At 61.1% G+C, this 24,147-nt stretch carries 24 protein-coding genes; 6 read left to right on the top strand and 18 right to left on the bottom strand.

Annotated features, from left to right (window positions below; all coding sequences use genetic code 11):
* Window positions 1-8: 8 nt before the first annotated feature.
* Entirely contained in the window at window positions 9-1,013 is a 1,005-nt protein-coding gene (locus K3759_RS04735; protein WP_259984555.1) for a BRCT domain-containing protein, read from the bottom strand.
* A gap of 17 nt (window positions 1,014-1,030) precedes the next feature.
* Here K3759_RS04735 and K3759_RS04730 point away from each other — a divergent pair, with 17 nt between their 5' ends.
* Window positions 1,031-1,708, top strand: a complete 678-nt coding sequence (locus K3759_RS04730) for a hypothetical protein (protein WP_259984554.1) — start codon at window positions 1,031-1,033, stop codon at window positions 1,706-1,708.
* Between the two features lies 1 nt (window position 1,709).
* Here K3759_RS04730 and K3759_RS04725 read toward each other — a convergent pair whose 3' ends face one another.
* Genes K3759_RS04725 through pepT form a run of 5 tightly spaced genes read right to left on the bottom strand, consistent with a single transcriptional unit; the run spans window position 1,710 to window position 6,908 of the window.
* Window positions 1,710-2,393 (bottom strand): ABC transporter ATP-binding protein, encoded by a 684-nt coding sequence (locus K3759_RS04725; protein ID WP_259984553.1) that lies wholly within the window; start codon window positions 2,391-2,393, stop codon window positions 1,710-1,712.
* Window positions 2,386-3,681: a lipoprotein-releasing ABC transporter permease subunit gene (locus K3759_RS04720; RefSeq protein ID WP_259984552.1), complete on the bottom strand. Its 1,296-nt coding sequence runs from the start codon at window positions 3,679-3,681 to the stop codon at window positions 2,386-2,388. The genes K3759_RS04725 and K3759_RS04720 overlap by 8 nt, the downstream gene beginning before the upstream one ends.
* Window positions 3,682-3,735: 54 nt before the next feature.
* Window positions 3,736-4,242 (bottom strand): DUF2937 family protein, encoded by a 507-nt coding sequence (locus K3759_RS04715; RefSeq protein WP_259984551.1) that lies wholly within the window; start codon window positions 4,240-4,242, stop codon window positions 3,736-3,738.
* Window positions 4,243-4,250: 8 nt separating this feature from the next.
* Window positions 4,251-5,591, bottom strand: a complete 1,341-nt coding sequence (proS, locus tag K3759_RS04710) for a proline--tRNA ligase (RefSeq protein WP_259984550.1) — start codon at window positions 5,589-5,591, stop codon at window positions 4,251-4,253.
* Between the two features lie 57 nt (window positions 5,592-5,648).
* A complete protein-coding gene (gene pepT / locus K3759_RS04705; RefSeq protein WP_259985565.1) occupies window positions 5,649-6,908 on the bottom strand; it encodes a peptidase T in 1,260 nt (419 codons plus the stop codon).
* Window positions 6,909-7,038: 130 nt separating this feature from the next.
* Between pepT and K3759_RS04700 the strand changes: the two genes are divergently transcribed.
* The 4 genes from K3759_RS04700 (at window position 7,039) to K3759_RS04685 (ending at window position 12,707) form a co-directional block, all read left to right on the top strand.
* Window positions 7,039-8,121, top strand: coding sequence for an AI-2E family transporter (locus K3759_RS04700; protein WP_259984549.1), 1,083 nt, complete (start codon window positions 7,039-7,041; stop codon window positions 8,119-8,121).
* A 1-nt stretch (window position 8,122) separates the two neighbouring features.
* Window positions 8,123-8,803, top strand: coding sequence for an HdaA/DnaA family protein (locus tag K3759_RS04695; protein ID WP_259984548.1), 681 nt, complete (start codon window positions 8,123-8,125; stop codon window positions 8,801-8,803).
* 61 nt (window positions 8,804-8,864) lie between these two features.
* Entirely contained in the window at window positions 8,865-11,039 is a 2,175-nt protein-coding gene (locus tag K3759_RS04690; RefSeq protein WP_259984547.1) for an RNA degradosome polyphosphate kinase, read from the top strand.
* An 84-nt stretch (window positions 11,040-11,123) separates the two neighbouring features.
* On the top strand, window positions 11,124-12,707 hold the full coding sequence (locus K3759_RS04685) for a Ppx/GppA family phosphatase (protein WP_259984546.1): 1,584 nt from the start codon (window positions 11,124-11,126) through the stop codon (window positions 12,705-12,707).
* A 13-nt stretch (window positions 12,708-12,720) separates the two neighbouring features.
* Here the strand turns inward: K3759_RS04685 and K3759_RS04680 are convergent, their stop codons facing one another.
* The 5 genes from K3759_RS04680 to scpA all read right to left on the bottom strand — a co-directional run bounded on the left by K3759_RS04680 (window position 12,721) and on the right by scpA (window position 17,560).
* Window positions 12,721-13,086, bottom strand: coding sequence for a hypothetical protein (locus K3759_RS04680; RefSeq protein WP_259984545.1), 366 nt, complete (start codon window positions 13,084-13,086; stop codon window positions 12,721-12,723).
* Window positions 13,087-13,163: 77 nt separating this feature from the next.
* The gene (locus K3759_RS04675) at window positions 13,164-14,165 is read right to left on the bottom strand and encodes an endonuclease/exonuclease/phosphatase family protein (protein ID WP_259984544.1); all 1,002 of its coding nucleotides are present in this window, start codon (window positions 14,163-14,165) and stop codon (window positions 13,164-13,166) included.
* The gene (locus K3759_RS04670; protein WP_243262551.1) at window positions 14,165-14,845 is read right to left on the bottom strand and encodes a molecular chaperone DjiA; all 681 of its coding nucleotides are present in this window, start codon (window positions 14,843-14,845) and stop codon (window positions 14,165-14,167) included. Before K3759_RS04670 ends, K3759_RS04675 begins: the two co-directional genes overlap by 1 nt.
* 52 nt (window positions 14,846-14,897) lie before the next feature.
* Entirely contained in the window at window positions 14,898-15,422 is a 525-nt protein-coding gene (locus tag K3759_RS04665; protein ID WP_259984543.1) for a GNAT family N-acetyltransferase, read from the bottom strand.
* Window positions 15,419-17,560 (bottom strand): methylmalonyl-CoA mutase, encoded by a 2,142-nt coding sequence (gene scpA / locus K3759_RS04660; RefSeq protein ID WP_259984542.1) that lies wholly within the window; start codon window positions 17,558-17,560, stop codon window positions 15,419-15,421. The genes K3759_RS04665 and scpA overlap by 4 nt, the downstream gene beginning before the upstream one ends.
* Before the next feature lie 165 nt (window positions 17,561-17,725).
* Here scpA and K3759_RS04655 point away from each other — a divergent pair, with 165 nt between their 5' ends.
* Window positions 17,726-18,181, top strand: coding sequence for a DUF4174 domain-containing protein (locus tag K3759_RS04655; protein ID WP_259984540.1), 456 nt, complete (start codon window positions 17,726-17,728; stop codon window positions 18,179-18,181).
* A gap of 42 nt (window positions 18,182-18,223) precedes the next feature.
* Here K3759_RS04655 and K3759_RS04650 read toward each other — a convergent pair whose 3' ends face one another.
* The 7 genes from K3759_RS04650 to K3759_RS04620 all read right to left on the bottom strand — a co-directional run bounded on the left by K3759_RS04650 (window position 18,224) and on the right by K3759_RS04620 (window position 24,004).
* On the bottom strand, window positions 18,224-20,269 hold the full coding sequence (locus K3759_RS04650; RefSeq protein ID WP_259984538.1) for an acetyl/propionyl/methylcrotonyl-CoA carboxylase subunit alpha: 2,046 nt from the start codon (window positions 20,267-20,269) through the stop codon (window positions 18,224-18,226).
* A 131-nt stretch (window positions 20,270-20,400) separates the two neighbouring features.
* Complete coding sequence (locus K3759_RS04645; protein ID WP_259984537.1) at window positions 20,401-20,607, bottom strand: hypothetical protein; 207 nt, start codon at window positions 20,605-20,607, stop codon at window positions 20,401-20,403.
* 322 nt (window positions 20,608-20,929) lie between these two features.
* Complete coding sequence (locus tag K3759_RS04640) at window positions 20,930-21,277, bottom strand: hypothetical protein (RefSeq protein ID WP_067630248.1); 348 nt, start codon at window positions 21,275-21,277, stop codon at window positions 20,930-20,932.
* An 81-nt stretch (window positions 21,278-21,358) separates the two neighbouring features.
* Entirely contained in the window at window positions 21,359-21,499 is a 141-nt protein-coding gene (locus tag K3759_RS04635; protein WP_259984536.1) for a hypothetical protein, read from the bottom strand.
* Between the two features lie 214 nt (window positions 21,500-21,713).
* Window positions 21,714-22,088 (bottom strand): DUF6497 family protein, encoded by a 375-nt coding sequence (locus K3759_RS04630; protein WP_259984535.1) that lies wholly within the window; start codon window positions 22,086-22,088, stop codon window positions 21,714-21,716.
* 23 nt (window positions 22,089-22,111) lie between these two features.
* Window positions 22,112-22,366, bottom strand: coding sequence for a Rho termination factor (locus K3759_RS04625; protein WP_259984534.1), 255 nt, complete (start codon window positions 22,364-22,366; stop codon window positions 22,112-22,114).
* 105 nt (window positions 22,367-22,471) lie between these two features.
* Window positions 22,472-24,004 (bottom strand): acyl-CoA carboxylase subunit beta, encoded by a 1,533-nt coding sequence (locus tag K3759_RS04620; RefSeq protein ID WP_259984533.1) that lies wholly within the window; start codon window positions 24,002-24,004, stop codon window positions 22,472-22,474.
* Window positions 24,005-24,147 lie beyond the last annotated feature (143 nt).

Below are 24,147 nucleotides of genomic sequence, written 5' to 3'. Positions count from 1 at the left end.
GGGCGGGGCTATTCCCGCTCCCTAAGCAGTGTTTTTTTCAGCTGAGCCTCAGAGATAAAGATCGGCCTCTGTGCTTTATGGTACATCTCTAAGGCTTTGCTCAACTTATTGCCTTTGTGAGTAAATACCCAATCTCGTGCCGCCTCTGAACCTACAATGATAAAATCAGTTTTCTTTGTAATAGTCCGCGCAATAGAAGCGTTGAACTCTGCCAGTTGATCTTCGAGTATGCGTCGCGGTTTTGCTTCGAAATTTCCCGTAAAAACCACTGTCATGCCATCCAAAGCTGACAGATCGTGTGGCAGCGCCCCCTCAGGGAATGCAGGCACACCTCCGAGTGATGAAAGACCCGTATCCGCATAAGAATCCCCCACCAAACGGGTTATCGCCTCGCAAATATCAGTCGACTCTCCTTGATCGATAACTCCATCAATTAGGGCATCTCTGCAGATATACACGATACTTTTGGCAAGAGGATCGGCGAGCACTGCAGGATTTTGTTCGGCATACTCTACAATTCCCTGCGCCTCCCGAAACTTGATTAGGTCATCGCATGCAATACCCGCGCAATATCCCATGAACCTGTTTAAAGAACTCTTATCGCATGCATTGTCTATTTCTTGAGATCTGTATTCGATAGCATTTACAATAGACTCGTGCTCAAGCAGATCGATTTCGAAATCTTGTACAATATCGATCGCATCCGTATCAGATACGTTCGCTGCAAATTCTAGGCATTGGTCAACCAAAGGCGAAATCTCTCCGGGCTCTAGGTCCCCGCTGGCAGCGATCCCTTCCAAAAATCCAGTGAAGTAACAGAAAAACTTTTTATCGTTCGCTTTCCTGTGGATACTCGCGAGGGCTTTTCCACCGTGCTCTAATTCGGACATAATAAATACTCTATAAACTAAAATTCCCTCTATACTTGCATAATAGCCATTAAAATCAAGCTCCGCATGAACCACCCTATTATCGCAAAGCCCCAATCTTTCCCCTTGATCCGCCGCCCACACCGCGCCTAACTCCCCCCATGATCCGCGCCCTCCTCCTTCTCCTCCTCCTCACCGCCTGCGGCCGACCGCTGACGGAGAACGAACGCGCCTACCTCTCCACCATCCACGGCTCTTCCGTTAACTACGACCGCGTCCGCCTGCATGACGGCGCCCCCACCCGCGCCGTCACCTTCACCCGCAAGCCGCGCCCGCGCACCACTTGCCGCGAGTTGATCCTGCCGCCACAGGTGGGCGAAACCGTGACCTCGAAACCCGCCGCCGTAGCGCTCTTTAATCACGTGCTTTTCGACAAGGATTGGTATCTCGAAGACTACCTGCCCGATCACCCTGACCGCATCGGGCTGATCGCCGCGATGCTGCTGGCGCATGAGATCACCCATGTCTGGCAATGGCAGAACCGCCGCCTCACCGGCTATTCGCCGCTGCGCGCGGCCTCGGAGCAGTTCACCAGCCCGGACCCCTACCTCTTCGAGGTCGACACCCAGCCGCGCTTCCTTGATTTCGGCTACGAACAGCAAGGCTCGATCGTCGAGGAATTCGTCTGCTGCCGCGCGCTTGATCCGCAGGCGCCGCGCACCCAGCGTCTGCATGCGATGCTGACCGAGGTCATGCCCGTGGCCCCTCTGCCCCAAAGCCGCCCCTATGACGTGAGCCTGCCTTGGGACGGGGTTGAGTTGGGCAATATCTGCGGCTGATTTAGACCGGCACCAATTGCCCGGCCTCAAGCCGGATCTGTCGGTCCATTCGCGCGGCCAGTTCGAGGTTATGCGTGGCGATCACCGCCGAAAGCCCCGTGCCGCGCACCAGCGCCATCAGCGCGGCAAACACCTGATCCGAGGTCGAGGGATCAAGGTTCCCCGTCGGCTCATCCGCCAACAGCAGGCGCGGCTCATTGGCTAGCGCCCGGCAGAAGGCCACCCGTTGCTGCTCACCGCCCGACATGGCGGCGGGGCGGTGGTCGGCGCGTTCGGCGATGCCCACCTGCGCCAGAAGATCACGCGCCCGCGCCTCTGCCGCCTTGCGCGCCACGCCATTGGCAAGCTGCGGCAGCACGATGTTTTCCAGCGCCGTGAACTCCGGCAGCAGGTGGTGGAACTGATAGATGAAGCCGACATCCGCCCGGCGCACCCCGGTGCGCTTGCGGTCGCTCTGGCCGGTCAGATCATCGCCCGCGATCTCCACCGTGCCCCTATCTGCCGTATCCAACAGCCCCGCGATATGCAGCAGGGTCGACTTGCCGGCCCCGGAGGGCGCGACCAGCGCCACGACCTCACCGGAAGCGACCTCCAGATCAATGCTGCGCAGGACATGCACCTCGTTGGGCTTACCGGGGTTGTAGGCCTTGGAAATGCCGCACAGGCGCAGGACGGGATCATTCATAGCGCAGGGCCTCCACAGGGTTCATCCGCGCGGCACGGCGGGCGGGAAAGATCGTCACGATGAAGCTCAGGCCCAGTGAAAGCGCCACGGCCGAGAGCACATCGCCCAGTTGCAGTTTCGCGGGCAGGAAGTAGATGCCCCGGATTGAGGCGTCCCAAGCGTTGCCGCCGCTGAGGTAGTTCACGAAGGCGAAGATCTGGTCGACATAAATCGCGAACAGCACGCCCAGTACCACGCCTGCGGCGGTGCCGATGATCCCCGTGAACGCGCCGCAGATAAAGAACACCCGCAGGACCGAGCCCTCGCTGAGCCCCATGGTGCGCAGAATGCCAATGTCACGGCCCTTGTTCTTGACCAGCATGATCAGCCCCGAGACGATGTTCATTGCGGCAATCAACACCAGCACCGAGAGGATCACGAACATTACACGGTCCTCAATATCCAGCGCCGACAGGAACGAGCCGGACGCATCGCGCCACGTCCAGACCTGCGCATTATCCCCCGCCGCCTGCATCAAAGCCGGTGCCATGGCGTCGACGCTCTCGGGGTCTTCGACCATGACTTCCAACTCATCCGCGACACCTTCGCGGTTGAAAAAGCTCTGCGCCTCGGCAATCGGCAGGTAGACGCGGGTACGGTCGATGTCATAGCGCCCCGCCGAGAAGATATAGACCACCTCATAACCGTTCACCCGCGGGCTGGTGCCAAAGGCGGTTTTCACCCCATTAGGCGAGATCAGCTTGATCGTATCGCCGACCTGCACGCCCAAGCTCTGCGCCACGCCGCTGCCGATGGCGATGCCCTCTTCAAACCGGCCGATGTCACCGAAAGAACGCTCTGAGGGCTGGATGCCGGGGATGGTCATCAGATCATCCGACGCGATGCCAAAGACCTCAACGCCTGCGTTGGATTGCCGCCGGTTCGCCATGACCTGCTGGCGCACCAGAGGGGCCACGCGGGTCACGCCGGGCACTTTTGCGACCTCGGCAGCCATATCGGTATAGTTGGCGATGGTGCGGTCGATCTGGCCGGTCTCTTGAACCTCGCCCATCGTGTAGACCGTGACATGGGCATTGGCGCCAAGGATCGTGTCGACGAATTCGGCGCGAAACCCTGAACGAACCGACAGGGTCGCGATCAGCGCAAAGACCGCAAGCGTGATGCCGATAAGGCTGATCCATGTCATCACGCTCACCCCGCCTTCGGCGCGGCGGGCGCGCAGGTAGCGCCAAGCGATCATCCATTCAAAGGCCGCGAATGGGGCGGTTCGGGTGGGCTTACTGGCCATCGGGGAGGGCTCCGGTCTGAGGTGCGCGCAACCTGAGGCTTTGCCTCAGAAGGGTCAAGAACGCAATGCCCGGCGGCGGCAGTAGCGCCCGGGCCATGTGGGGAGCCAGAGGAGCAGCCGCGCGAAGGCTGTTCCGGCGACGAAGCCTATGGCGGCAAAGATCACTTCGGCACGGCTGCGCGGCGCGGTCGGCAAAAACATCTGCGCGGTTGCGTGCAAGGCTTCTGTGTCCGGCGCGCGCAGTAGGTAATAACTTCGCAGGAACGGACCCGCCGTTTGCAGTCGGGGCACCTGCGCCTCAAGCGTCGTATGGCGTTCGAGGTTGCGGGTCAGATCGATACGGCGGCGTTCCAACAAGGCCGACCCACGCAGCCGCGCCAGCGCGGCCTCTCGGTCAAGCCCGGCGGCGCTTGCGGCAGCATCAAAATGTGCCACAACACCGGAGAGCGTTCGTTCTGCGGCCTCTAGCTCAAACACATAGGCCCGGGAAAAACCCGGGCCTTGCGCCGCAACTCCTGCCCCTATGATCCCACCGGCCAATGTCAGCACCCGCAGGATCATCGCAGCCCTCAGGCGATGCCAGCGTAGATTTTCGCCAGCTTCTCGACCGCCTGTTCGGGCGGCAGTTCTTCGCTCTCGCCCGTGCGGCGGCTGGTCAGCTCAACCACACCGTTTTTCAGCCCGCGCGGCCCAACGGTGATACGCCATGGCAAACCGATCAGGTCCATCGTCGCAAACTTCATGCCCGCCCCGCCCTTGCGGTCGTCATAAAGCGGATCAAGACCCAGCGCCTTGAGGCTCTTATAAAGCGCGTCACAGGCCGAATCGGCTTCGTCGTCGCCTTGCTTGAGGTTGACGATACCCGCATGGAACGGGGTCACGCCCTCAGGCCAGATGATACCCTTGTCGTCATGGCTGGCCTCAATGATCGCGCCCAGCAGACGGCTGACGCCAATGCCGTGGCTGCCCATATGCACCGGCACCTGCTTGCCGTCCGGTCCTTGGACCTTGGCGTTCATTGCATCGGAATATTTGGTGCCGAAGTAAAAAATCTGCCCCACTTCGATGCCGCGCGCGGTGCGCTGGCGCTCTTCGGGCACTTTTGCGAAAAGCTCCGGGTCGTGGGTCTCATCCGTGCGGGCATAGCGCGAGGTGAACTCATCCAGCACAGCACGGCAGGCGTCATGATCGCTGGGATCAATCTCGCGGTCGCCAAAGGTCAGATCGGTGATCTCGCTGTCATAGAAGACCTCTGATTCACCGGTGTCGGCCAATACGAGGAATTCATGCGTGTCGTCGCCGCCAATGGGACCGGAATCCGCCCGCATCGGGATCGCCTGAAGTCCCATCCGCTCATAGGTGCGCAGATAGCTGACCAGATGGCGGTTATAAGCGTGCAGCGCGTCCTCTTTCGTGAGGTCGAAGTTGTATCCGTCCTTCATCAGGAACTCGCGGCCCCGCATCACGCCGAACCGCGGGCGGATCTCGTCGCGGAATTTCCACTGGATGTGGTAAAGCGTCAGCGGCAGGTCTTTGTAAGAGCCGACATGGCTGCGGAAGATGTCGGTGATCATCTCTTCGTTGGTGGGACCGTACAGCATGTCGCGGTCCTGACGGTCGCGGATGCGTAGCATCTCGGGGCCGTAAGCGTCATAGCGGCCCGATTCCTTCCACAGGTCCGCCGATTGCAGCGTCGGCATCAGCATCGGGATATGGCCCACGCGCTGTTGCTCTTGGTGCACGATCTCTTCGACCTTGCGCAGCACCTTGTAGCCCAGCGGCAACCAAGAATAGATCCCCGCGCTGGATTGCTTGATCATCCCCGCCCGCAGCATCAACCGGTGGCTGACGATCTGCGCCTCGGCAGGGTTTTCCTTCAGCACGGGCAGAAAATATTGGGACAGACGCATGGTGTTTCCTCATTGACGAATTGCCCCCTGACTAGTGCATGTCAAAGGGCGAGACAATCACATCGCAGCAAGGCCACAGGCTTTTGCGGTGCGCTGCGCCAGTTCCACCGCCACCTTGGTGGCCAGCGCCATGTCCTGCACCGAGATCCACTCCAGCGGCCCGTGGATTTCCTGCATTCCGGTAAAGACATTCGGACAAGGCACGCCCATCTCAGTTAACCGCGAGCCATCGGTGCCGCCGCGAATGGGGACCGAGCGCGGCTCCAGCCCCACCGCTTCGACAGCACCGCGCACCAGTTCGACGGGTGTCATGTCCTTCTCCAGCCAATAGCGCATATTGCGGTACTGCGGCTGGATATCGACTTCGATCTTCGCCCGAGGTTCTCCTGCGGCGACCGCAGCGCAGACCTGACGCAGCAGATCGCCCTTGGCCTGCAGGCCGTCACGCTCGAAATCGCGCAGGATCAGCTTGATCTCAGCCACCGAAGAGCCGCCGTTGATCTCGGAGACGTGGATGAACCCTTCGACCCCTTCAGTGGTGTCGGGCGTCATTGTGGCTTGCGGCAGGGTCATCACAATTTTGGAGGCCAGATGCAGCGCATTGACCATCTTGTCCTTAGCGAAACCGGGATGGGCGGAGACACCGGTGATCTTCACCGTGGCCCCATCGGCGCTGAAGGTCTCATACTCAATCTCACCCGGCTTGCCGCCGTCAAAGGTATAGGCGAAGTCGCAGCCCAGATCCTTGGGCAACCGCGCATGCACACCGCGCCCGATCTCTTCGTCGGGGGTAAAGGCGAGACGGATTTTGCCGTGCGGGATGTCGGGGTTGTCGATCAGATGCCGCGCAGCCGTCATCGCAATCGCAACGCCCGCTTTGTCATCCCCGCCCAACAAGGTAAGCCCGCTGGCGGTGATAATATCCTCGCCTTGCTTCTCGGCCAAATAGGGCGAATTCTCGGGCGACAGCCGCAACTCCGGCGCATCGGCAAAGGTGATATCCCCGCCATTGTACCCGCGATGCACCACCGGCTTCACGCCCGTCGCATTGTACTGCGGTGCGGTGTCCACATGCGCGAGCCAACCCATCACCGGGCCGCCCTTCACCGTGGCGGGCACCGTCGCCAGAACCACGCCATAGTCGGTGAGTGTCACTTCTTCGGCGCCCATGGCGGCCAGTTCCTCCACCAGCAGCCGCGACATATCGAGCTGAATTTCGGTACTGGGCGATGTCGGGCTGTCCGCGTCGCTCTGGCTGTCGATCCTAGCATAGCGGACCAACCGTTGTTCTAGCTCATCGTCAAATTCGCTACGCATCATATGCTCCCTCCATTTTCGCGCCATGGTCGCCTGATTCGTGCCACTGTCAAGCGCCCCCGGCCACAAGCGAGACTTGAAACGAAACGCCACATGGGCGATGTGAGAACATTCCTTTACGGAGAGCATCATGGCCCTGCCAATCCGAGACCAACTGAAATACTGGGGCATCGCTGCGGCGGTGTTCATGGTGGCGCTGTGGTTCATGGGCGATGTGCTACTGCCCTTCCTGCTGGGCGGGGCGATTGCCTATTTCCTCGACCCCGTCGCCGACCGGCTTGAACGGCTGGGGCTCAGCCGCGTCATGGCCACGGCGCTGATCACCGTGGCGGCGATCCTGATCTTCGTGCTCATGGCACTTTTGGTGGTGCCGACGCTGGTCAATCAGACCGTCAACCTGATCGAGACCGCGCCCAAGGTCACCCGCAACTTCACCGATTTCATTACGAGCCGTTTCCCCTCGCTGCTGGACGACGATTCGACGCTGCGCACCTCGCTGACCACGCTGGGCACCACTATCCAAGAACGTGGTGGAGAATTGTTCCAGACAGCGATTGCCTCCTTTGCCTCGCTCATCAACATCCTGCTGCTCTTTGTCATTGTGCCCGTGGTGGCCGTCTATCTGCTGCTCGACTGGGACCGTATGGTCGCTGGCATTGACCGTCTGCTGCCGCGTGACCACGCGCCGACGATCCGGCAACTCGCCCGCGACATAGATGCCACGCTGGCCTCCTTCGTGCGTGGTATGGGCACAGTCTGTCTGATCTTGGGCACCTACTACGCCGTGGCGCTGATGCTGGTGGGGCTGCAATTCGGCCTTGTCGTGGGCTTTATCGCCGGGCTGGTCACCTTCATCCCCTACCTCGGCGCGCTGATTGGCGGGGCGCTGGCGATTGGTCTGGCCCTGTTTCAGTTCTGGGGTGATTGGCTTTCAATTGGGCTGGTCGCCGGCATCTTCGTGCTGGGCCAGATCGTTGAGGGCAATCTGCTGACGCCAAAGCTGGTCGGCAACTCCGTCGGGCTCCACCCGGTCTGGCTGCTGCTGGCGCTGTCGGTCTTTGGCACGCTCTTTGGCTTCGTCGGTCTGCTGGTCGCCGTGCCTGTGGCCGCCGCCATCGGCGTCATCGCGCGCTTCGCCACGGCGCGGTACCGTGAAAGCGTGCTCTACATGGGCCGCGAACCTGAAACGACGGTCGACGAGGACATCCGCTGACATGGCCCATCAACTCGGGTTGAACCTGCCCAGCCGAACGGCTCTGGGCCGCGATGCTTTCTTTGTCGCCCCCTCCAACGCGATGGCGATGGCGATGGTCGACGGCTGGCGGGGTTGGGCCGGCGGCAAGCTGGCACTGACCGGGCCGCAAGGGTCGGGCAAGACGCATCTGACGCATGTTTGGGCGGACCTTTCAGGCGCGCGGATCATCAGCGCCGCGGACCTGATGGAGGCCGGTATCCCAGCCCTCGCCCGTGGGCCTGTGGCCGTGGAGGATGTGCATCTGATCGCCGGAGACGCGGCGGCGCAAACGGCGCTTTTTCACTTGCACAACCTCGTGCTGGCCGAGGGTCAGGCGCTTTTGCTCACCGGCACCGGCCCCGTGGCACATTGGGGGCTGACACTGCCCGATCTGGTCAGCCGTATGCGCGGCGCCACGATGGTCGAAATGGAAGCGCCGGATGATGCGCTCCTTTCCGCCCTGCTGGTCAAGCTTCTGGCCGACCGGCAGTTGACGCCGAAACCGGAGCTGATCAACTACCTGATGACCCGGATGGACCGATCCTTTGCCGCCGCCATCGCACTGGTAAACCGGCTGGATGCCGCCAGCCTTGCGCAGAAGCGTCCGCTGACTCGCGCACTGGCTGCGCAGGTGCTGGACATCGCCCCGCCCCGCGCGTGATACTGGAATAATTAACGTTCGCATTCGCAAACCCGTTACATTCCAATGTCATGAGGCCCGCATGACCCAAGCTGATTTCCTGCAAGCGCCCTTTCCACCCGCTACCGATCTGCCCGAGCTTGATACCGCCGGGCCGGGACGTTTCTTTAACCGTGAGCTGAGCTGGCTCGACTTCAACTGGCGCGTGCTGGAAGAGGCCGAGAACCCGCGCGTACCGCTGCTGGAACGGCTGCGTTTTCTGTCAATCTCGGCCACCAACCTTGATGAATTCTATACCGTGCGCGTCGCGGGGCTGCGCGAACTGGCCCAAGCCGGTAACACCACCGCCGCCGCCGACGGGCTAAGCCCCGGTGAGCAATTGGTGCTGATCAACGAAGACGCCCGCAACCTGATGATGTCCCAGCAGCGCGTGCTCGTCGATCTGATGGCCGAGATGGACGACCAGAATATCATGCTGGAACGCACGGCGGACCTGACCGAGGCGGACCTTAAGCATCTCGAAGGGGTCTTTCTCAACCAAGTTTTCGCCGTGCTGTCGCCGCTGGCCATCGACCCTGCGCATCCGTTCCCTTTCATCCCCAACACCGGTTATGCGCTGGCTTTGCAACTGGAACGCAGCCGCGACAAACGCCCCCTGCAAGCGCTGCTACCGATCCCCGGCCAGATCGACCGCTTCGTGCCCCTGCCCGCGCCCGATGGTTGCCTGCGCTACCTGCCGCTCGAAGACCTGTTGATCATCAACATCCCCAACCTCTTTCCGGGCTACAAACTCAAAGCGCATTTCGAATTTCGCGTGCTACGCGACAGCGATCTTGAGGTCGAAGACGAGGCCGAAGACCTCGTGCGGGAATTCGAAGTCGCCCTGAAACGCCGCCGCCGCGGTGAGGTCGTGCGCCTGACCCATTCCGCAGGCGCGCCCGAAAAGCTCAAATCCGTCGTCATGCGCGAGCTTTGCGTGCGCCCCCAAGACGTGATCGAGATCGAAGGCATGTTGGGCATTGCCGACCTGTCAAAACTTGTGACAGACGCCCGGCCCGACCTGCTTTGGCCGCAGTTCACCCCGCGGGTGCCCGAGCGGGTTAGTGACCACGACGGGGATATGTTCGCGGCGATCCGGCAAAAGGACATGCTGCTGCACCATCCTTACGAGACTTTCGACATGGTGGTGCGCTTCCTCGCCCAAGCGGCGCGGGATCCCGATGTGGTGGCGATCAAACAGACGCTCTACCGCACCTCGCGCGACAGCCCGATCGTCAGTGCGCTCTGCGAGGCTGCCGAGGATGGTAAATCCGTCACCGCCTTGGTTGAACTGAAGGCCCGCTTTGATGAGGCCGCCAATATCCGCCAGTCGCGCCGTTTGGAACGCGCGGGCGCGCATGTGGTTTACGGCTTTCTCGACCTCAAGACCCACGCCAAAATCTCGACCGTGGTGCGCCGCGAGGGCGACCAACTGGTGACCTATACCCACTATGGCACCGGCAACTATCACCCGATCACCGCGCGGATTTATACGGACCTGTCGCTTTTCACCTGCGACTCGAGCCTTGGGCGCGATGCCACGAAAGTTTTCAACTTCCTCTCGGGCTATGCCCCGCCAGAGCAGTTGGAGAATCTCGCCATCTCTCCCACCACGCTCAAGCCGCGCCTGCTTGAGATGATCCACGCTGAGGCCGAACATGCCCGCGCCGGACGCCCTGCCGTGATCTGGGCCAAGATGAACGCGCTGATCGACGCCGAGGTGATCGATGCGCTGTATGACGCCAGCCAAGCGGGGGTAGAAATCAGCCTTGTCATTCGTGGCATCTGCGGACTGCGCCCCGGTGTGAAAGGTCTGTCGGACAACATCCGGGTCAAATCCATCATCGGGCGTTTTCTCGAACACAGCCGCATCGTCTGTTTCGGCAATGGCCATGGGCTGCCGCATAAAAAGGCGCGGGTTTTCATGTCTTCCGCCGACTGGATGGGCCGCAACCTCAACCGCCGAGTCGAGACATTGGTCGAGATCGAGAACCCCACCGTCAAGGCGCAGATAACCAGCCAGATCATGGCCGCCAATCTGGCTGACGTGGCGCAAAGCTGGGTCATGGGGCCGGATGGCAAATTCACCCGGCCCGCCGTGCCGGAGGGGACTTTCGCGTTTAACTGCCACCGCTTCTTTATGGAAAACCCCTCGCTTTCGGGGCGCGGCAGCGCGGGGGCGTCGGATGTGCCCAAGCTGACCCATACCGAGGATTGACCGGGCAGGCGGCCCGTTAGCAATTGACCTCACCGCCCCCCTGCGCCAATTATCCCCTCAAACGGATGGCCCGCAGGAGCATTGATGGCAGACCAGACCGACCCTTCCCGAGCCGCCCCCGTCCCTGAGACCGGCGTGGCGGAACTGGGCCTTTTCGCGAAACCGTTGTTTCAAGATCCGGGCGCACGCGCCTTGGCGCGGGTGGGCGTGGTGGATGTGGGCTCGAACTCTGTCCGCCTTGTGGTGTTCGACGGCGCGGCCCGCTCTCCGGCCTATTTCTATAACGAAAAGATCATGTGCGCCTTAGGCGCGGGCATGTCCGAAACCGGCCATCTATCGCCCGAGGGCCGCGCGCGTGCCCTCTCGGCGCTGCGCCGGTTCAGCAAGCTGGCCGATGGCATGGGCCTGTCGGAACTCACCGTCGTCGCCACTGCAGCAGTGCGTGACGCCAGCGACGGGCGCGAGTTCTGCGCCGATGTGCTGCGCGAGACCGGGCTGCGCATCTGGGTCATCGACGGCGAGGAAGAGGCGCGGCTTTCGGCCCAAGGGGTGCTGCTGGGCTGGCCCGGTGCCTATGGCCTTGTCTGCGACATCGGCGGCTCTTCGATGGAGCTTGCAGAAATCTCTGGTGGGCGCGTCGGGCGGCGGGTGACCTCGCAACTCGGGCCGCTGAAGCTGCGCGATCTCAAGGGCGGTGCCAAAGGCCGACACGCCCATATCAAAGAGGTTATTACCGGGCTTCAGGAAAAGATGGGCAGCCAGCGTGACCGGTTGTTTCTTGTGGGCGGCTCATGGCGGGCGATTGCGCGGATCGACATGTACCGCCGCGGCTATCCGCTGCATGTGCTGCATGAATACCGCATGACCGTCACCTCGGTGCGCGAAACGGTGAAATTCATCCAAGCTTCTGATCTCGAAGAACTGCGCAACGCCTGTAACGTCTCGTCCAGCCGGATGTCGCTGGTGCCCTATGCCGCCGAGGTGCTCAGCCGTCTGGTCAAGACCTTCCGCCCCAAGGACATCGCTATTTCCAGCTACGGCATTCGCGAAGGCATGCTCTATGAGCAGATGCCACAACGCCTGCGCGACCGCGACCCACTGATCGAAGCCTGCTATTTCGCCGAAGCCAAAGACGCGCGGATGCCCGGCTTTGGTAAGGTGCTGTATAACTTCATCCTGCCGCTCTACCGCTCTGCACCGCATGCGCTCAAACGCCTCGTCAAAGCCGCGTGTCTGCTGCATGACGTGAGCTGGCGCGCGCACCCTGACTACCGGGCGGAGACTTGTTTTGACAATGCCACCCGCGCCAATCTGGGCGGCCTGAAGCATTTGGAACGTATCTATCTTGGGCTGGCGCTGCTGCACCGCTACTCCAACAAGCGCGAGAATACGCGGTTTGAAGATCTCTATGAGATGGTCGACGAACAGACCCGGCTTGAGGCCGAGATATTGGGCAAGGCCATGCGCTTTGGCGCAATGCTGTGGATGGACAAGAACGAGCAGCGCGGCGAATTGCGCTGGTTCCCCAAGAAAAAGCAGTTGGAGCTATGGCTGACCCCAGACATGGTGCCCCTCTTCGGCGAGGTCGCAGAGGCTCGGTTGAACTCGCTCGCCAAATCGCTTGACGCCGAAGTGCATGTGCGCACTGGCAAGCGGCCTGCACGGTAAAAAGAGAAAAGCCTTACAGGTCGATCTGGGGCGTAGGCTCGGTCGGGGTTTCTGGCGGCACCATGGGGTGATCCGGCTTGCGGCGAATGATGATATCGCCGTTGGGCTGCATCTCGGGTGCCTGATAGGCATTCCAATCCTCAACGTCGTCCAGCAGCTCCGTCAGCTTCGGCCCCATCTCCCGCGCGAAATCGCGCAGCGCGGGGCGCATGGCTTCGGTGAAGCCTTCAAAACCCTCCATGACTGGACCCATCTCATCCATGATCCCGTCCATGAACATCTGCGCGCCGCGCTCCATCAAACCGAGGCCGCGTTCTTCGGTTTCCTCTTGCGCATGGGCCGCAAGCGGCAGCATCGTGCAGAGGGCGATAAGGGGCATGAAACGTGTCATGCGACACATGTAGGCGGTGCAATGGGGATTTCTAGTCCTGCGGCGATGCGCTGGCACAAGCCCGCCTAGAGGTCGACATCCAGTGTGACGGGGAAGTGATCGGAAGCCGCCAGCAGCGCATCGCGCAGCGCCACGTTCTGCCAGCAGGCGGGATCCTCCATTGGATGCCAGATGCGCCACCGGGCGTCGCGGGCCTGAATTTGTGGCGTGACCATGATGTAGTCCAATAGCGCCTGAAGGAAGCGTTCTTCGGGCGCGATCCAAAACCGCGCGCTGGTGGGAGAGGCCCCCAAACGTCGGCTAAGCGCCTGTTTAGCATGCGGGTCAAAGAGCGCCGCCGCCCCCTGCCCCAGAATGATCTCAACCGACGACCGCCCGAACAGGCTTTCGAATTCATCCAGCCCCGGCCCGTCGTTCAAATCACCCATCACCATCACGGGGCGATCCGCTGCCAGATGCATGTCGATCCGCCGCCTGAGCCAGATCGCCTGCGCCAATTGCTTGCGCCTGTTGGCGATGGCGATGCGCAGCACATCGGCGGCGGACTTGGCCCCATGGGGCGCTTTGGACTTAAGATGCGCGCCGATCATCTGAAATACAAACCCGGCCTTCGTGGTCACCTCCAACTCCAAGGGCGGCTTGGAGAAGACCACCGCGTCTTCTGTCGCATCCACGTCAAGATCAATCCGCAGCGTCCGATCAAAGCGCGGGGCATCGGCAGCGGCCAGCGGCGCATGGCGGGCCGTGAGCTTATCGGGGTCATAAAGCAGCGCAATCTCTTGCTCTGTCTCGTTGGAAAACCCCATAACGGCCTCTCGCGCGCGTAGGGAAAACCGTGCGGCGAAATGCTCAAGCGCGGCCACAGTAGACTGCCGCCGCCCATGGTTTGGCGCCTCGATCACCATCACCGCATCCGCATCCAGCGCCGCGAAAACCACCCCCAGAGCCGCCGTTTGCTCTGCGCGCGTCACCTGATACCGCGACGACCATTCGCCGTCGTCGTAAAGCTGGTTGTCGCTGTCAAACAGGCTCGCGAACCACTCAACATTGTAGGTCGCGATGCGCATCAAGCGTGTTTGCCCGAGATCGTTTCCCACGCGCGGTTGATGTCGATCATGCGTTTCTCGGCCATTTTGATCGCCTCTTGCGGCAGGCCGCGCGCCACCAGCGCATCGGGGTGGTTCTCCCGCACCAACCGCCGCCAGGCCTTACGTGCCTCTGTCAGCGTGGCATTGGGACCAATCCCCAGAACCGTGCGCGGCAGGGGGGAACTATCCGGTACGAAACGCGCCTTGAGCGAGGCGAACGCCTCTTCCCCCATGCCAAAAATTGCGGCCACATCCTCAAGAAAGGCGTTCTCATTCGGGTGATAGATGCCATCGGCCATGGCGATGTGAAACAGCCCCTCCATCAGATCATGCAGCATCTGGGGTTGGTCGTTGAACATACTGGCGATGCGTTTGGCGTATTCCTCAAACCCCGTCACATCCTGACGGGCAAGGTTAAAGACCCGCGCCGCGCCGTCTTGGTCCCCTTCGGCAATTTGGAAGACCTCGCGAAAGGCGGTCACCTCGTCGCGAGTCACCAATCCGTCAGCCTTGGCCATCTTTGCACCCAAGGCGATCACCGCGATGGTAAAAGCCACCGACCGCTCAGGCGGGCTGCGCAGGCGGTCAAAGACAGCCGACAGCCCCTCGCCCGCGGTGAGGGCTGACAAAGCTTCGGTAATGCGCGTCCAGATCGACATGGGTTAACCCCTTGGTATTCGGCCCCCAGCTTAACCGCTGGCACCGGGGAAGTCAGGATGCTGGCAGCGTTTTTTGCATCAAGATCAGGTCAAGCCATTGGCCGTGTTTGCGCCCTACCTCGGGCATCCGGCCCACCTGTGCAAAGCCCAATTTTTCATGGACATTCACGGCACCGGGGTTGGCGCTGCTGATTGCGGCGACCATCACATGATGGCCCTCCGCCGCAGCCGCCTCCTCGGCCCGCGTCATCAAGCCGCGCCCCAGCCCCCGCCCCTGCGCGGCGTCCGACAGCACGATGCTATGCTCCACCGTCGCGCCGTAGCCCGGCCCGCCCCGAAAGCTGCCGTAGGTAACAAAGCCCAGCACCTTCCCCGCATCCTCAGCCACCCAGAAGGCACCGGCGCGGGTGGCGATAAGCGCAGTGATATCCTCAGGCGTCTTTTCGTCGGTGGTAAAGGTCGACAGGCTATCACGGATCATGCCGTTCCAAAGATCGGCCACTGCCACGGCATCGCGCGGCTCTGCCGGGCGGATCGCCCCGCCCCTTGGGGCGGAGCCATCAGCCGCCTGCGTCACTTCCGCGTCTCACGGATCAGCTTGAGGATATCCTGCGCAGCGGTCGGGATATTGGTGCCCGGCCCAAAGATCGCCTTGACCCCAGCGTCCTGCAAGAACTTGTAATCCTGCTGCGGAATGACGCCGCCGCAGATTACCAGAATATCCTCGGCCCCCGCATCCTTCAGCGCCTGAATAAGCTGCGGTGCCAATGTCTTATGCCCCGCCGCTTGGCTGGAGATGCCGACGACATGCACGTCATTGTCCACGGCGTCTTGCGCCGCTTCGGCAGGCGTCTGGAACAATGGACCCACGTCGACGTCGAAACCGATGTCGGCAAAGGCAGTGGCGATTACCTTGGCCCCGCGGTCGTGCCCGTCTTGGCCCATTTTGACCACCAGCATGCGCGGGCGGCGGCCCTCGGCCTCGGCGAACTCATCGACTGACTTCTGGATATCGGCAAAGCCCGCATCACCCTCATAGGCCGCACCATAGACGCCCGAGAGGGTCTTGACCTCGGCCCGGTGCCGCCCGAATTCTTTCTCCATCGCCATGCTGATTTCTCCCACTGTGGCGCGCGCGCGCGCGGCTTCCACCGCCGCGTCGAGCAGATTGCCGCCCTCGGCGGACCGCCGTGTCAGTTCCGCCAATGCGGCTTCGCATGCCGCGTCGTCCCGCTCTGCCCGGATGCGTTCCAGCCGCGCGACCTGACCGGCGCGGACCTTGACGTTGTCGACGTCCAAGATGTCGATCGGCTCTTCCTTGTCGCGGCGATACTTATTCACGCCGACGATAACCTCGGTGCCCCGGTCAATGCCCGCCTGACGCTGTGCCGCCGCCTCTTCAATGCGCAGTTTCGGCATGCCTGAGGCCACGGCCTTGGTCATGCCGCCCATCTCTTCGACTTCTTCGATCAACTTCCACGCGGCCTCGGCCAGATCAGCGGTCAGCTTCTCGACGTAGTAGCTGCCAGCGAGCGGATCGACGACATTGGTGATGCCGGTCTCTTCTTGCAGGATCAGCTGGGTGTTGCGGGCGATGCGGGCCGAATGCTCGGTCGGCAGGCCAATCGCTTCGTCCAGCGAGTTCGTGTGCAGCGACTGCGTGCCACCCAAGACCGCAGAGAGCGCCTCGTAGGCGGTGCGCACAACGTTGTTATAGGGGTCCTGCTCGGCCAAGCTCACGCCGGAGGTCTGGCAATGGGTGCGCAGCATCGAGGACTTGGGGTTCTTCGGCTCGAATTCCTCCATCACCCGTGACCAGAGCAGACGCGCGGCACGCAACTTAGCGGCTTCCATGAAGAAGTTCATGCCGATGGCGAAAAAGAACGACAGCCGCGGCGCGAAGCGGTCCACGTCCATGCCCGCCGCGATGGCGGTGCGCACGTATTCGCGCCCGTCCGCAATGGTGAAGGCCAGCTCCTGCACGAGGTTCGCGCCCGCCTCTTGCATGTGGTAGCCCGAGATTGAAATCGAGTTGAACTTCGGCATGTGGTCCGAGGTGTATTCGATGATGTCCCCGATGATCCGCATCGACGGTTCCGGCGGATAAACATAGGTGTTGCGTACCATGAATTCCTTGAGGATGTCGTTCTGGATCGTGCCCGAAAGCTTGGCCCGGTCATGGCCCTGCTCTTCGCCCGCGACAATGAAACTTGCGAGGATCGGGATTACCGCGCCGTTCATCGTCATCGAGACTGAAACCTGATCAAGCGGGATGCCATCGAAGAGGATTTTCATGTCCTCGACCGAGTCGATGGCCACGCCGGCCTTGCCGACATCGCCCTCAACGCGCGGGTGATCGCTGTCATAGCCCCGGTGCGTCGCCAGATCGAAAGCAACCGAAACACCCTGCTGCCCGGCGGCCAACGCGCGGCGATAGAAAGCGTTGGATTCCTCAGCCGTCGAAAAACCCGCATATTGCCGGATCGTCCAAGGACGGCCCGCGTACATCGTCGCTTTCACACCGCGCGTAAACGGCGCTTCGCCGGGGATGCTGCCGAGATGCTCCAGCCCGTTCACGTCGTCGGCGGTATAAAGCGGTTGTACGTCGATCCCCTCCAATGTCTTCCACGTCAGATCATCAAGGCTGCGTCCGCGCAATTCGCCCGTGGCCAGTTCCTGCCAGCGTGTCTTGGCGTCCTTTTGGTCGGATGTCATATGCTTGTCCTTCTCCCTTAACGCCGAGTGGCAGGCATGGGCCTGCGCATCACCGGCGGCTGAATTGTCACGGAGCGCGCGCTCACGGGGATAAATACCCCCTGCGGCGCTTTGCCCTTCGCAAAATGGTACAGGCCACCTATATCTGAAGGGACAGGAGCCTTGATGAAACGTTTGATCTCACTAGTTTTTGCAGGATTGATCGCGAGCACAGCGATTGCCCAAGGGGCCGACACCCCCGAGGAGGATCCGCTGTTTCTGGTTGCCGATATGGCCGATCTTAGCGCCTTCCAGTGGAAAAAGCGGCCCGTGCTGGTCTTTGCCAATTCCGAGAACGACCCCGCATTTGTCGCCCAGATGGAGTATCTACACGACCGCGAGGAGGAGTTGCGCCTGCGTGATGTCATCGTGCTGACCGATACCGACCCCGCCGCGCGCAGCCCGCTCAGGCTGCGGATGCGCCCGCGAGGCTTCATGCTGGTTCTGGTCGACAAGGAAGGCCAGATCGAATTGCGCAAACCCTTTCCATGGGACGTGCGCGAGATCACCCGTAGTATCGACAAGATGCCGCTGCGCCAGCGTGAAATCAGAGAGGCAAAGGAGCGCGACGTCATCCGTTGATGCCCCGCGCCCTGCCCGCCCTGATCGCCAGCGCATCGCACCCTATTCGAACTCCATGATCACATCGTCCACCGCAAGGCTGTCGCCCGCGCCCGCGTTGACCTTGCTGACGACGCCTTTCTTTTCGGCGCGCAGGATGTTTTCCATCTTCATCGCCTCAATGGTGCAGAGCGCTTGACCTTCTTGAACCTCATCGCCCACCTCGACGTCGAGTTTCACCACCAGACCCGGCATCGGGCAGAGCAGCATCTTGGAGGTGTCAGGCGGCAGTTTCTCGGGCATCAGCGCGGCCAATTCCGCCTGACGTGGGGTGCGAACGTGGACTTTGAGGTCCGCGCCGCGTGTACGAATGCGGAAACCGCCTGAGATTTTGCCGACCTTCAGCACCAGCGGTGCACCATCGACCGTCATCTCTGCCAGTTGGTCGCCCGGCGTCCAATCGCCGCTGACGCGCATCTCGACACCGTCGGAGAAGACCACCGTCGCCCCCTCGGGATCGGCCTTGGTGACCACGTCAAAGTTCTCACCCTGAAGCTTCACGTTCCAGTCGCTGCCGACCTTGCGCTCGTGGTTGTCCATCCGGCCGGAGACACGGGCGCGGCGGATTTCGCCGACGCGGTGCATGGCGGCACAGGCGGCGGCGATGCGGCGCAGCTCGCCTTCTGGCAGGGTAACGCCCTCAAAACCCTCGGGGTATTCTTCAGCAATAAAGGCGGTGGTCATCTCGCCCGAGATAAACTTGGGGTGATCCATTACGGCAGACAGGAACGGAAGGTTATGTCCGATCCCCTCGACCTCAAAACTATCAAGCGCCACGCGCATCTTCTCAATCGCCTCGGCCCGGGTCGGTGCCCAAGTACAGAGTTTGGCGATCATTGGGTCGTAATACATCGAAATCTCGCCGCCCTCATAGACGCCGGTATCGTTACGCACGGCCATGTCGCCTGCAGGGGCATCGCCCTGCCATGTACCCTGGTCCAAGAGCGGGCCGGCGGCCACTTCCTGCGGCGGGCGGTAGCGGGTCAGACGGCCAATCGAGGGCAGGAAGCCGCGGTAAGGGTCCTCGGCATAAAGTCGGTTTTCGATGGCCCAGCCGGTAAGTGTCACATCGTCTTGGGTGATCGACAGTTTTTCGCCATTGGCGACGCGGATCATCTGTTCGACTAGATCGACGCCGGTGATCAGTTCCGTCACCGGGTGTTCCACCTGCAGGCGGGTGTTCATCTCAAGGAAGTAGAAGTTCTTGTCGCCGTCGACGATGAACTCCACGGTGCCCGCGCTGGTGTAGCCCACCGCCTGCGCCAGAGCGACGGCCTGTTCACCCATCGCTTTACGGGTGGCTTCGTCAAGGAAGGGGCTCGGCGCTTCTTCAACAACCTTCTGGTTGCGGCGCTGGATCGAACATTCGCGCTCGCCCAGATAGATACCGTTTCCATGCGCGTCGCAGAGTACCTGAATCTCGATGTGGCGCGGCTGTGTGACGAACTTTTCAATAAAGATACGGTCATCACCGAAGGAGTTCGCGGCCTCGTTCTTGGACGATTGGAAACCTTCGCGCGCCTCTTCATCATTCCAGGCGATACGCATGCCCTTGCCGCCGCCACCTGCAGAGGCTTTGAGCATCACCGGATAGCCGATCTCATTGGAAATCTTCACCGCCTCATCGGCATCTTCGATCAGGCCCATATAGCCCGGCACGGTCGACACCCCGGCCTCTTGCGCGATCTTTTTGGAAGTGATCTTGTCGCCCATCTTCTCGATGGCACCGACGGGCGGGCCGACAAACGCCACGCCGATCGCATCAAGAGCCTCGGCAAACTTGCTGTTTTCGCTGAGGAACCCATAGCCCGGATGCACCGCCTGCGCGCCGGATTTCTTGACCGCCTCCATCACCCTGTCGATAACGATATAGGATTGGTTCGCAGGGGGTGGGCCGATGTGAATGGCCTCATCCGCCATTTCGACATGCAACGCATTGGCGTCCGCGTCTGAATAGATCGCGACGGTGGTCAGCCCCATTTTCTTGGCAGTCTTGATAACGCGGCAGGCGATTTCGCCCCGGTTGGCGATCAGGATCTTGTCAAACATCAGCAGTTCCTTTGACGGTGACAGGCAACGCAAAAAGCCGCGTCAGCGGGGGCTGCGCGTTGCCTATAGAGGTAAAGATGGTGGGCAGAGCCGCCCTGCCCGCACGGAGGGTGGGCAGAGCGGCGAATTGGCTAGTTACATTTGCCGGGGTTGAGCTGGCAATAGCCGACGTTGGCTGCGGCGCCGATGGCTGCACCTTGCAAAAGCGAGCCGCTTGTGACCGCTGCGGCGCCTGCGCCGACGGCTGCGCCGCCAAGGGTTTGTTCACCGATGTTGTCGCCACATGCGGCAAGCCCGGCTGTCGCGCCAAGCGCGAGAATGATGTTACGGATTGACATGTGCCTGTTCCTTCACTGCTGTCTACTGTCCGACCAACGCCCCGCCTATTGGCGGGTTCCCGGTCAGATTTTCTGCCTGATGCCCTGTGTTTAAAAGACCACGCATTCAAAAAGTCGGGCAGCGGTGCCGATCGGCACGTCCGCTGCCCGACAGGGGAAGGGGTATGGTCTTCATGTCTGGTGGCACGTAGGACAAATAATGCGCCGCCAAGCACCGCAAACCTGCCCCAAACCCGCACCCGCGCCAAGCGCGCGGTGAACGGCGGCCTGACTTCGGCAAAGCTGTGCTGATTTACGGCGAGACGCGGCGACAACATGCCGATCAACCCTCGAATGCTTCGGGGAAGGCAGCCCGCGCAGCGGCGACGTCGAGCACCAGCAACGCTTCGTAATCGGCGGGATCAAACGGATCGGTTGCGGGCAGTACCTCGCGGCCAAATAGCCAAGACAGCCGGCCCGCATCGAGATTGCCACGCTCGAAAGGATGCTCGCCAAAGGCTTCCCAAAGGGCTTTGACAAAAGCGGTGTCAGCGCGACGGTCTGGCGCCCGGCGGTCAGGGCGACGCTCACGCCGTGTGATCGGCGTGACCCCTTTGGGGTTCGGGCGGCGAATGGTGAATTGAAAATCGGTGCCAGGCAGACGCCCGGGGAACCCGCGGTGCTTTAACATATAGGCGGGCATCAGACACCCCTCCCGATTGCAGGGGTGTTAGGGATCAGGGCAGGCGTGGACGCCTGCCCTGCAACGGCATTACTTGTACTTGCCGGTGTAGACGGGCTCAACCGAGATGGGCGCGGGCTCGACAACAACGAATTCTTCTTCTTGCTGTGCGCAGGCCGAAACAGCTGCGACGAAACCGATAGCTGCCAGCAATTTGATGCTCTTGGACATGTAAATCTCCTATTAATGTTAGTGGAACCTGGTGCGACATCATGCCGACCAAGCCCGGGTTCTGAGGCAAGGGATACGTGGGTATTCCTTGACTGCATCATATGCGATTCACATGGCAATGGATATGGTTGCAAGCGCAATCGGTGGCGCTGTGACTCCAAAGCATCATTCCAAATGGGGGATCGGCGGATTCTTGCAAGATATGGCGTGCCCATCACAAACCTTCCCAAATACAGGTGTCGTTTTGAGCGCGAAAAGCTTCGAAATACTGGGTGGCTTCAGGGTCGGCTGCGCCAAACTCCACCGCACGGTCGGCCAAGGAGACAACTATCACCTGCCCCACGAGCGCATGTTCAATCATATAGGGCAGTGCGACAGCCGCGCAGAGGTGTTCCATATCGGGCGCGGCCAAATCATAGGCAATGGCATCCGGGCCTTCGGCGATCTGGGGCGCAATGAAACGAAAGCGCAGCCAAGTCTCTTCGCCCATATCCTCGACCAGCACTTCTTGCAGATCGATGACCTGCCCCGAGGGCACGTCGATGGCCAAAGCTGGCGTCGCCAGCGCAAAAATCAGCGCGGCTGGCAAGGCGGCGCGGGTGAATCGCGCGCCTAGTGGCTGCGCAGGGCGTCGATCAGCGCGTCCTTGTCCATGTCCGAGCGTCCCTCGATCCCAAGTTCCTGCGCCCGGTCGTAAAGCGCGTCCTTGGTCCAATCCTCGTAGGACGGCTGCTTGCCCCCCTTCTTGCTGGGATGCTGTCTGTCGTTGGCCTGCGCATTGGCGATCCGGGCGGCTTTCTCCTTGCTCGCCCCGTCCTCGCGCAGGGACTTGTAGGTCTTTTCGTCCTTGATGGATGCGTTCGGCACGGTCAGATCCTCCTTTGCAGAGGAAACCACCCAGCCCGCCGGGGGTTCCGCGCGCGGCCCCCGTGGGATCGGTATTTAAGAAAGGATGAAGCTGCATGATGGTGCTCAGAGCGGGATGTTGTCGTGTTTTTTCCACGGGGTCTGCACTTTTTTATTGCGCAGGGAGGCAAAGGCGCGGGCGACCCGTTTGCGGGTAGAGCGCGGCTGGATCACCTCATCGATGAAGCCCCGTTCGGCGGCGACGAAAGGATTGGCGAAACGGTCTTCATAATCCTTTGTGTGCTGGGCGATTTTCTCAGGGTCGTTCAAGTCTTTGCGGTGGATGATCTCTGTCGCGCCCTTGGCCCCCATCACGGCGACTTCAGCGGTGGGCCATGCGTAGTTAAAATCCGAGCGAAGATGTTTGGAGGCCATCACGTCATAGGCGCCGCCATAGGCCTTGCGTGTGATCACAGTGACCATCGGCACGGTCGCTTCGCCATAGGCGAACAGCAGTTTCGCACCGTGCTTGATGACGCCGCCGAACTCCTGACCGGTGCCGGGCAGGAAGCCGGGCACGTCCACAAGGGTCAGAATTGGAATCTCGAAAGCATCGCAGAAGCGCACGAAACGCGCCGCTTTGCGCGAGCTGTCGATGTCGAGGCATCCGGCCAGCACCATCGGCTGGTTGGCGACCACGCCGACGGTACGGCCTTCAAGGCGGATGAAACCGGTGATGATGTTCTTGGCGAATTCCTCTTGGATTTCATAAAAATCGCCTTCATCCGCCAGCTTCAGGATCAATTCCTTCATGTCGTAGGGTGTGTTGGCGTTGGCCGGCACCAGCGTGTCGAGCGAGGGTTCGATCCGGTTGGGGTCGTCGAAGAAGGGACGAACCGGGGGCTTCTCGCGATTGTTGGCGGGCAACAAATCGACGAGACGGCGCACCTCGGCCAGTGCCTCCACATCGTTCTCGAAGGCCCCGTCAGCGACGGAGGATTTGCGTGTGTGGGTCGTGGCGCCACCCAGTTCCTCGGCAGTGACGACCTCATTAGTGACGGTTTTCACCACGTCGGGGCCGGTCACGAACATGTAGGAGCTGTCTTTGACCATGAAGATGAAATCGGTCATCGCCGGGGAATAGACCGCGCCGCCCGCGCAGGGGCCCATGATAACGCTGATCTGCGGGATCACGCCGGAGGCTTCGATGTTACGTTGGAAGACTTCGGCATAGCCAGCAAGGCTTGCCACCCCCTCTTGGATGCGCGCCCCGCCGGAATCGTTGATGCCGATCACGGGCGCGCCGTTCTGCACCGCCATGTCCATGATCTTGCAGATTTTCTGGGCGTGGGTTTCCGACAGGGAGCCGCCGAAAACTGTAAAATCCTGACTGAATACATAGACGAGGCGACCGTTGATCGTGCCCCAGCCCGTAACCACACCATCGCCCGCAGGTTTTTGATCTTGCATGCCGAAATCGGTGCAGCGGTGGGTGACGAACATGTCGAACTCCTCGAACGAGCCTTCGTCGAGCAGCAGATCGACACGCTCCCGCGCGGTCAGCTTTCCGCGGCCATGCTGCGCATCGATCCGTGCCTGACCGCCGCCCAAACGCGCATCTTCACGGCGCCGCTCCAGTTGTTCGAGAATGTCTTTCATGACGCACCCCTAATGTGATTTCGAGCATTCTATCGGAGGACCGCAGGTGACCAAAGAGCAATTTTGCAAATTTGCAAAACTAATACAGCTAGCGTTGCGCAAAATGAAAAGTTGCAAATCAATCTAGTTAACATGGACATTTC

The sequence above is a fragment of the Sulfitobacter sp. W027 genome, assembly GCF_025143985.1.
In the GTDB taxonomy this organism is placed as follows: domain Bacteria; phylum Pseudomonadota; class Alphaproteobacteria; order Rhodobacterales; family Rhodobacteraceae; genus Sulfitobacter.
This window is presented reverse-complemented; position numbering and strand designations above follow the sequence as displayed.

Coding starts and splice junctions, on each gene's coding strand:
- K3759_RS04620 (WP_259984533.1), bottom strand. CDS start 24,004: ATGAAAGACATTCTCGAACAACTGGAGCGGCGCCGTGAAGATGCGCGT.
- K3759_RS04680 (WP_259984545.1), bottom strand. CDS start 13,086: ATGCCCCTTATCGCCCTCTGCACGATGCTGCCGCTTGCGGCCCATGCG.
- K3759_RS04655 (WP_259984540.1), top strand. CDS start 17,726: ATGAAACGTTTGATCTCACTAGTTTTTGCAGGATTGATCGCGAGCACA.
- K3759_RS04715 (WP_259984551.1), bottom strand. CDS start 4,242: ATGATCCTGCGGGTGCTGACATTGGCCGGTGGGATCATAGGGGCAGGA.
- K3759_RS04645 (WP_259984537.1), bottom strand. CDS start 20,607: ATGTCAATCCGTAACATCATTCTCGCGCTTGGCGCGACAGCCGGGCTT.
- K3759_RS04650 (WP_259984538.1), bottom strand. CDS start 20,269: ATGTTTGACAAGATCCTGATCGCCAACCGGGGCGAAATCGCCTGCCGC.
- K3759_RS04695 (WP_259984548.1), top strand. CDS start 8,123: ATGGCCCATCAACTCGGGTTGAACCTGCCCAGCCGAACGGCTCTGGGC.
- K3759_RS04635 (WP_259984536.1), bottom strand. CDS start 21,499: ATGTCCAAGAGCATCAAATTGCTGGCAGCTATCGGTTTCGTCGCAGCT.
- K3759_RS04700 (WP_259984549.1), top strand. CDS start 7,039: ATGGCCCTGCCAATCCGAGACCAACTGAAATACTGGGGCATCGCTGCG.
- K3759_RS04730 (WP_259984554.1), top strand. CDS start 1,031: ATGATCCGCGCCCTCCTCCTTCTCCTCCTCCTCACCGCCTGCGGCCGA.
- K3759_RS04685 (WP_259984546.1), top strand. CDS start 11,124: ATGGCAGACCAGACCGACCCTTCCCGAGCCGCCCCCGTCCCTGAGACC.
- K3759_RS04720 (WP_259984552.1), bottom strand. CDS start 3,681: ATGGCCAGTAAGCCCACCCGAACCGCCCCATTCGCGGCCTTTGAATGG.
- scpA (WP_259984542.1), bottom strand. CDS start 17,560: ATGACATCCGACCAAAAGGACGCCAAGACACGCTGGCAGGAACTGGCC.
- K3759_RS04640 (WP_067630248.1), bottom strand. CDS start 21,277: ATGTTAAAGCACCGCGGGTTCCCCGGGCGTCTGCCTGGCACCGATTTT.
- K3759_RS04690 (WP_259984547.1), top strand. CDS start 8,865: ATGACCCAAGCTGATTTCCTGCAAGCGCCCTTTCCACCCGCTACCGAT.
- K3759_RS04675 (WP_259984544.1), bottom strand. CDS start 14,165: ATGCGCATCGCGACCTACAATGTTGAGTGGTTCGCGAGCCTGTTTGAC.
- proS (WP_259984550.1), bottom strand. CDS start 5,591: ATGCGTCTGTCCCAATATTTTCTGCCCGTGCTGAAGGAAAACCCTGCC.
- K3759_RS04670 (WP_243262551.1), bottom strand. CDS start 14,845: ATGTCGATCTGGACGCGCATTACCGAAGCTTTGTCAGCCCTCACCGCG.
- pepT (WP_259985565.1), bottom strand. CDS start 6,908: ATGCGTAGCGAATTTGACGATGAGCTAGAACAACGGTTGGTCCGCTAT.
- K3759_RS04725 (WP_259984553.1), bottom strand. CDS start 2,393: ATGAATGATCCCGTCCTGCGCCTGTGCGGCATTTCCAAGGCCTACAAC.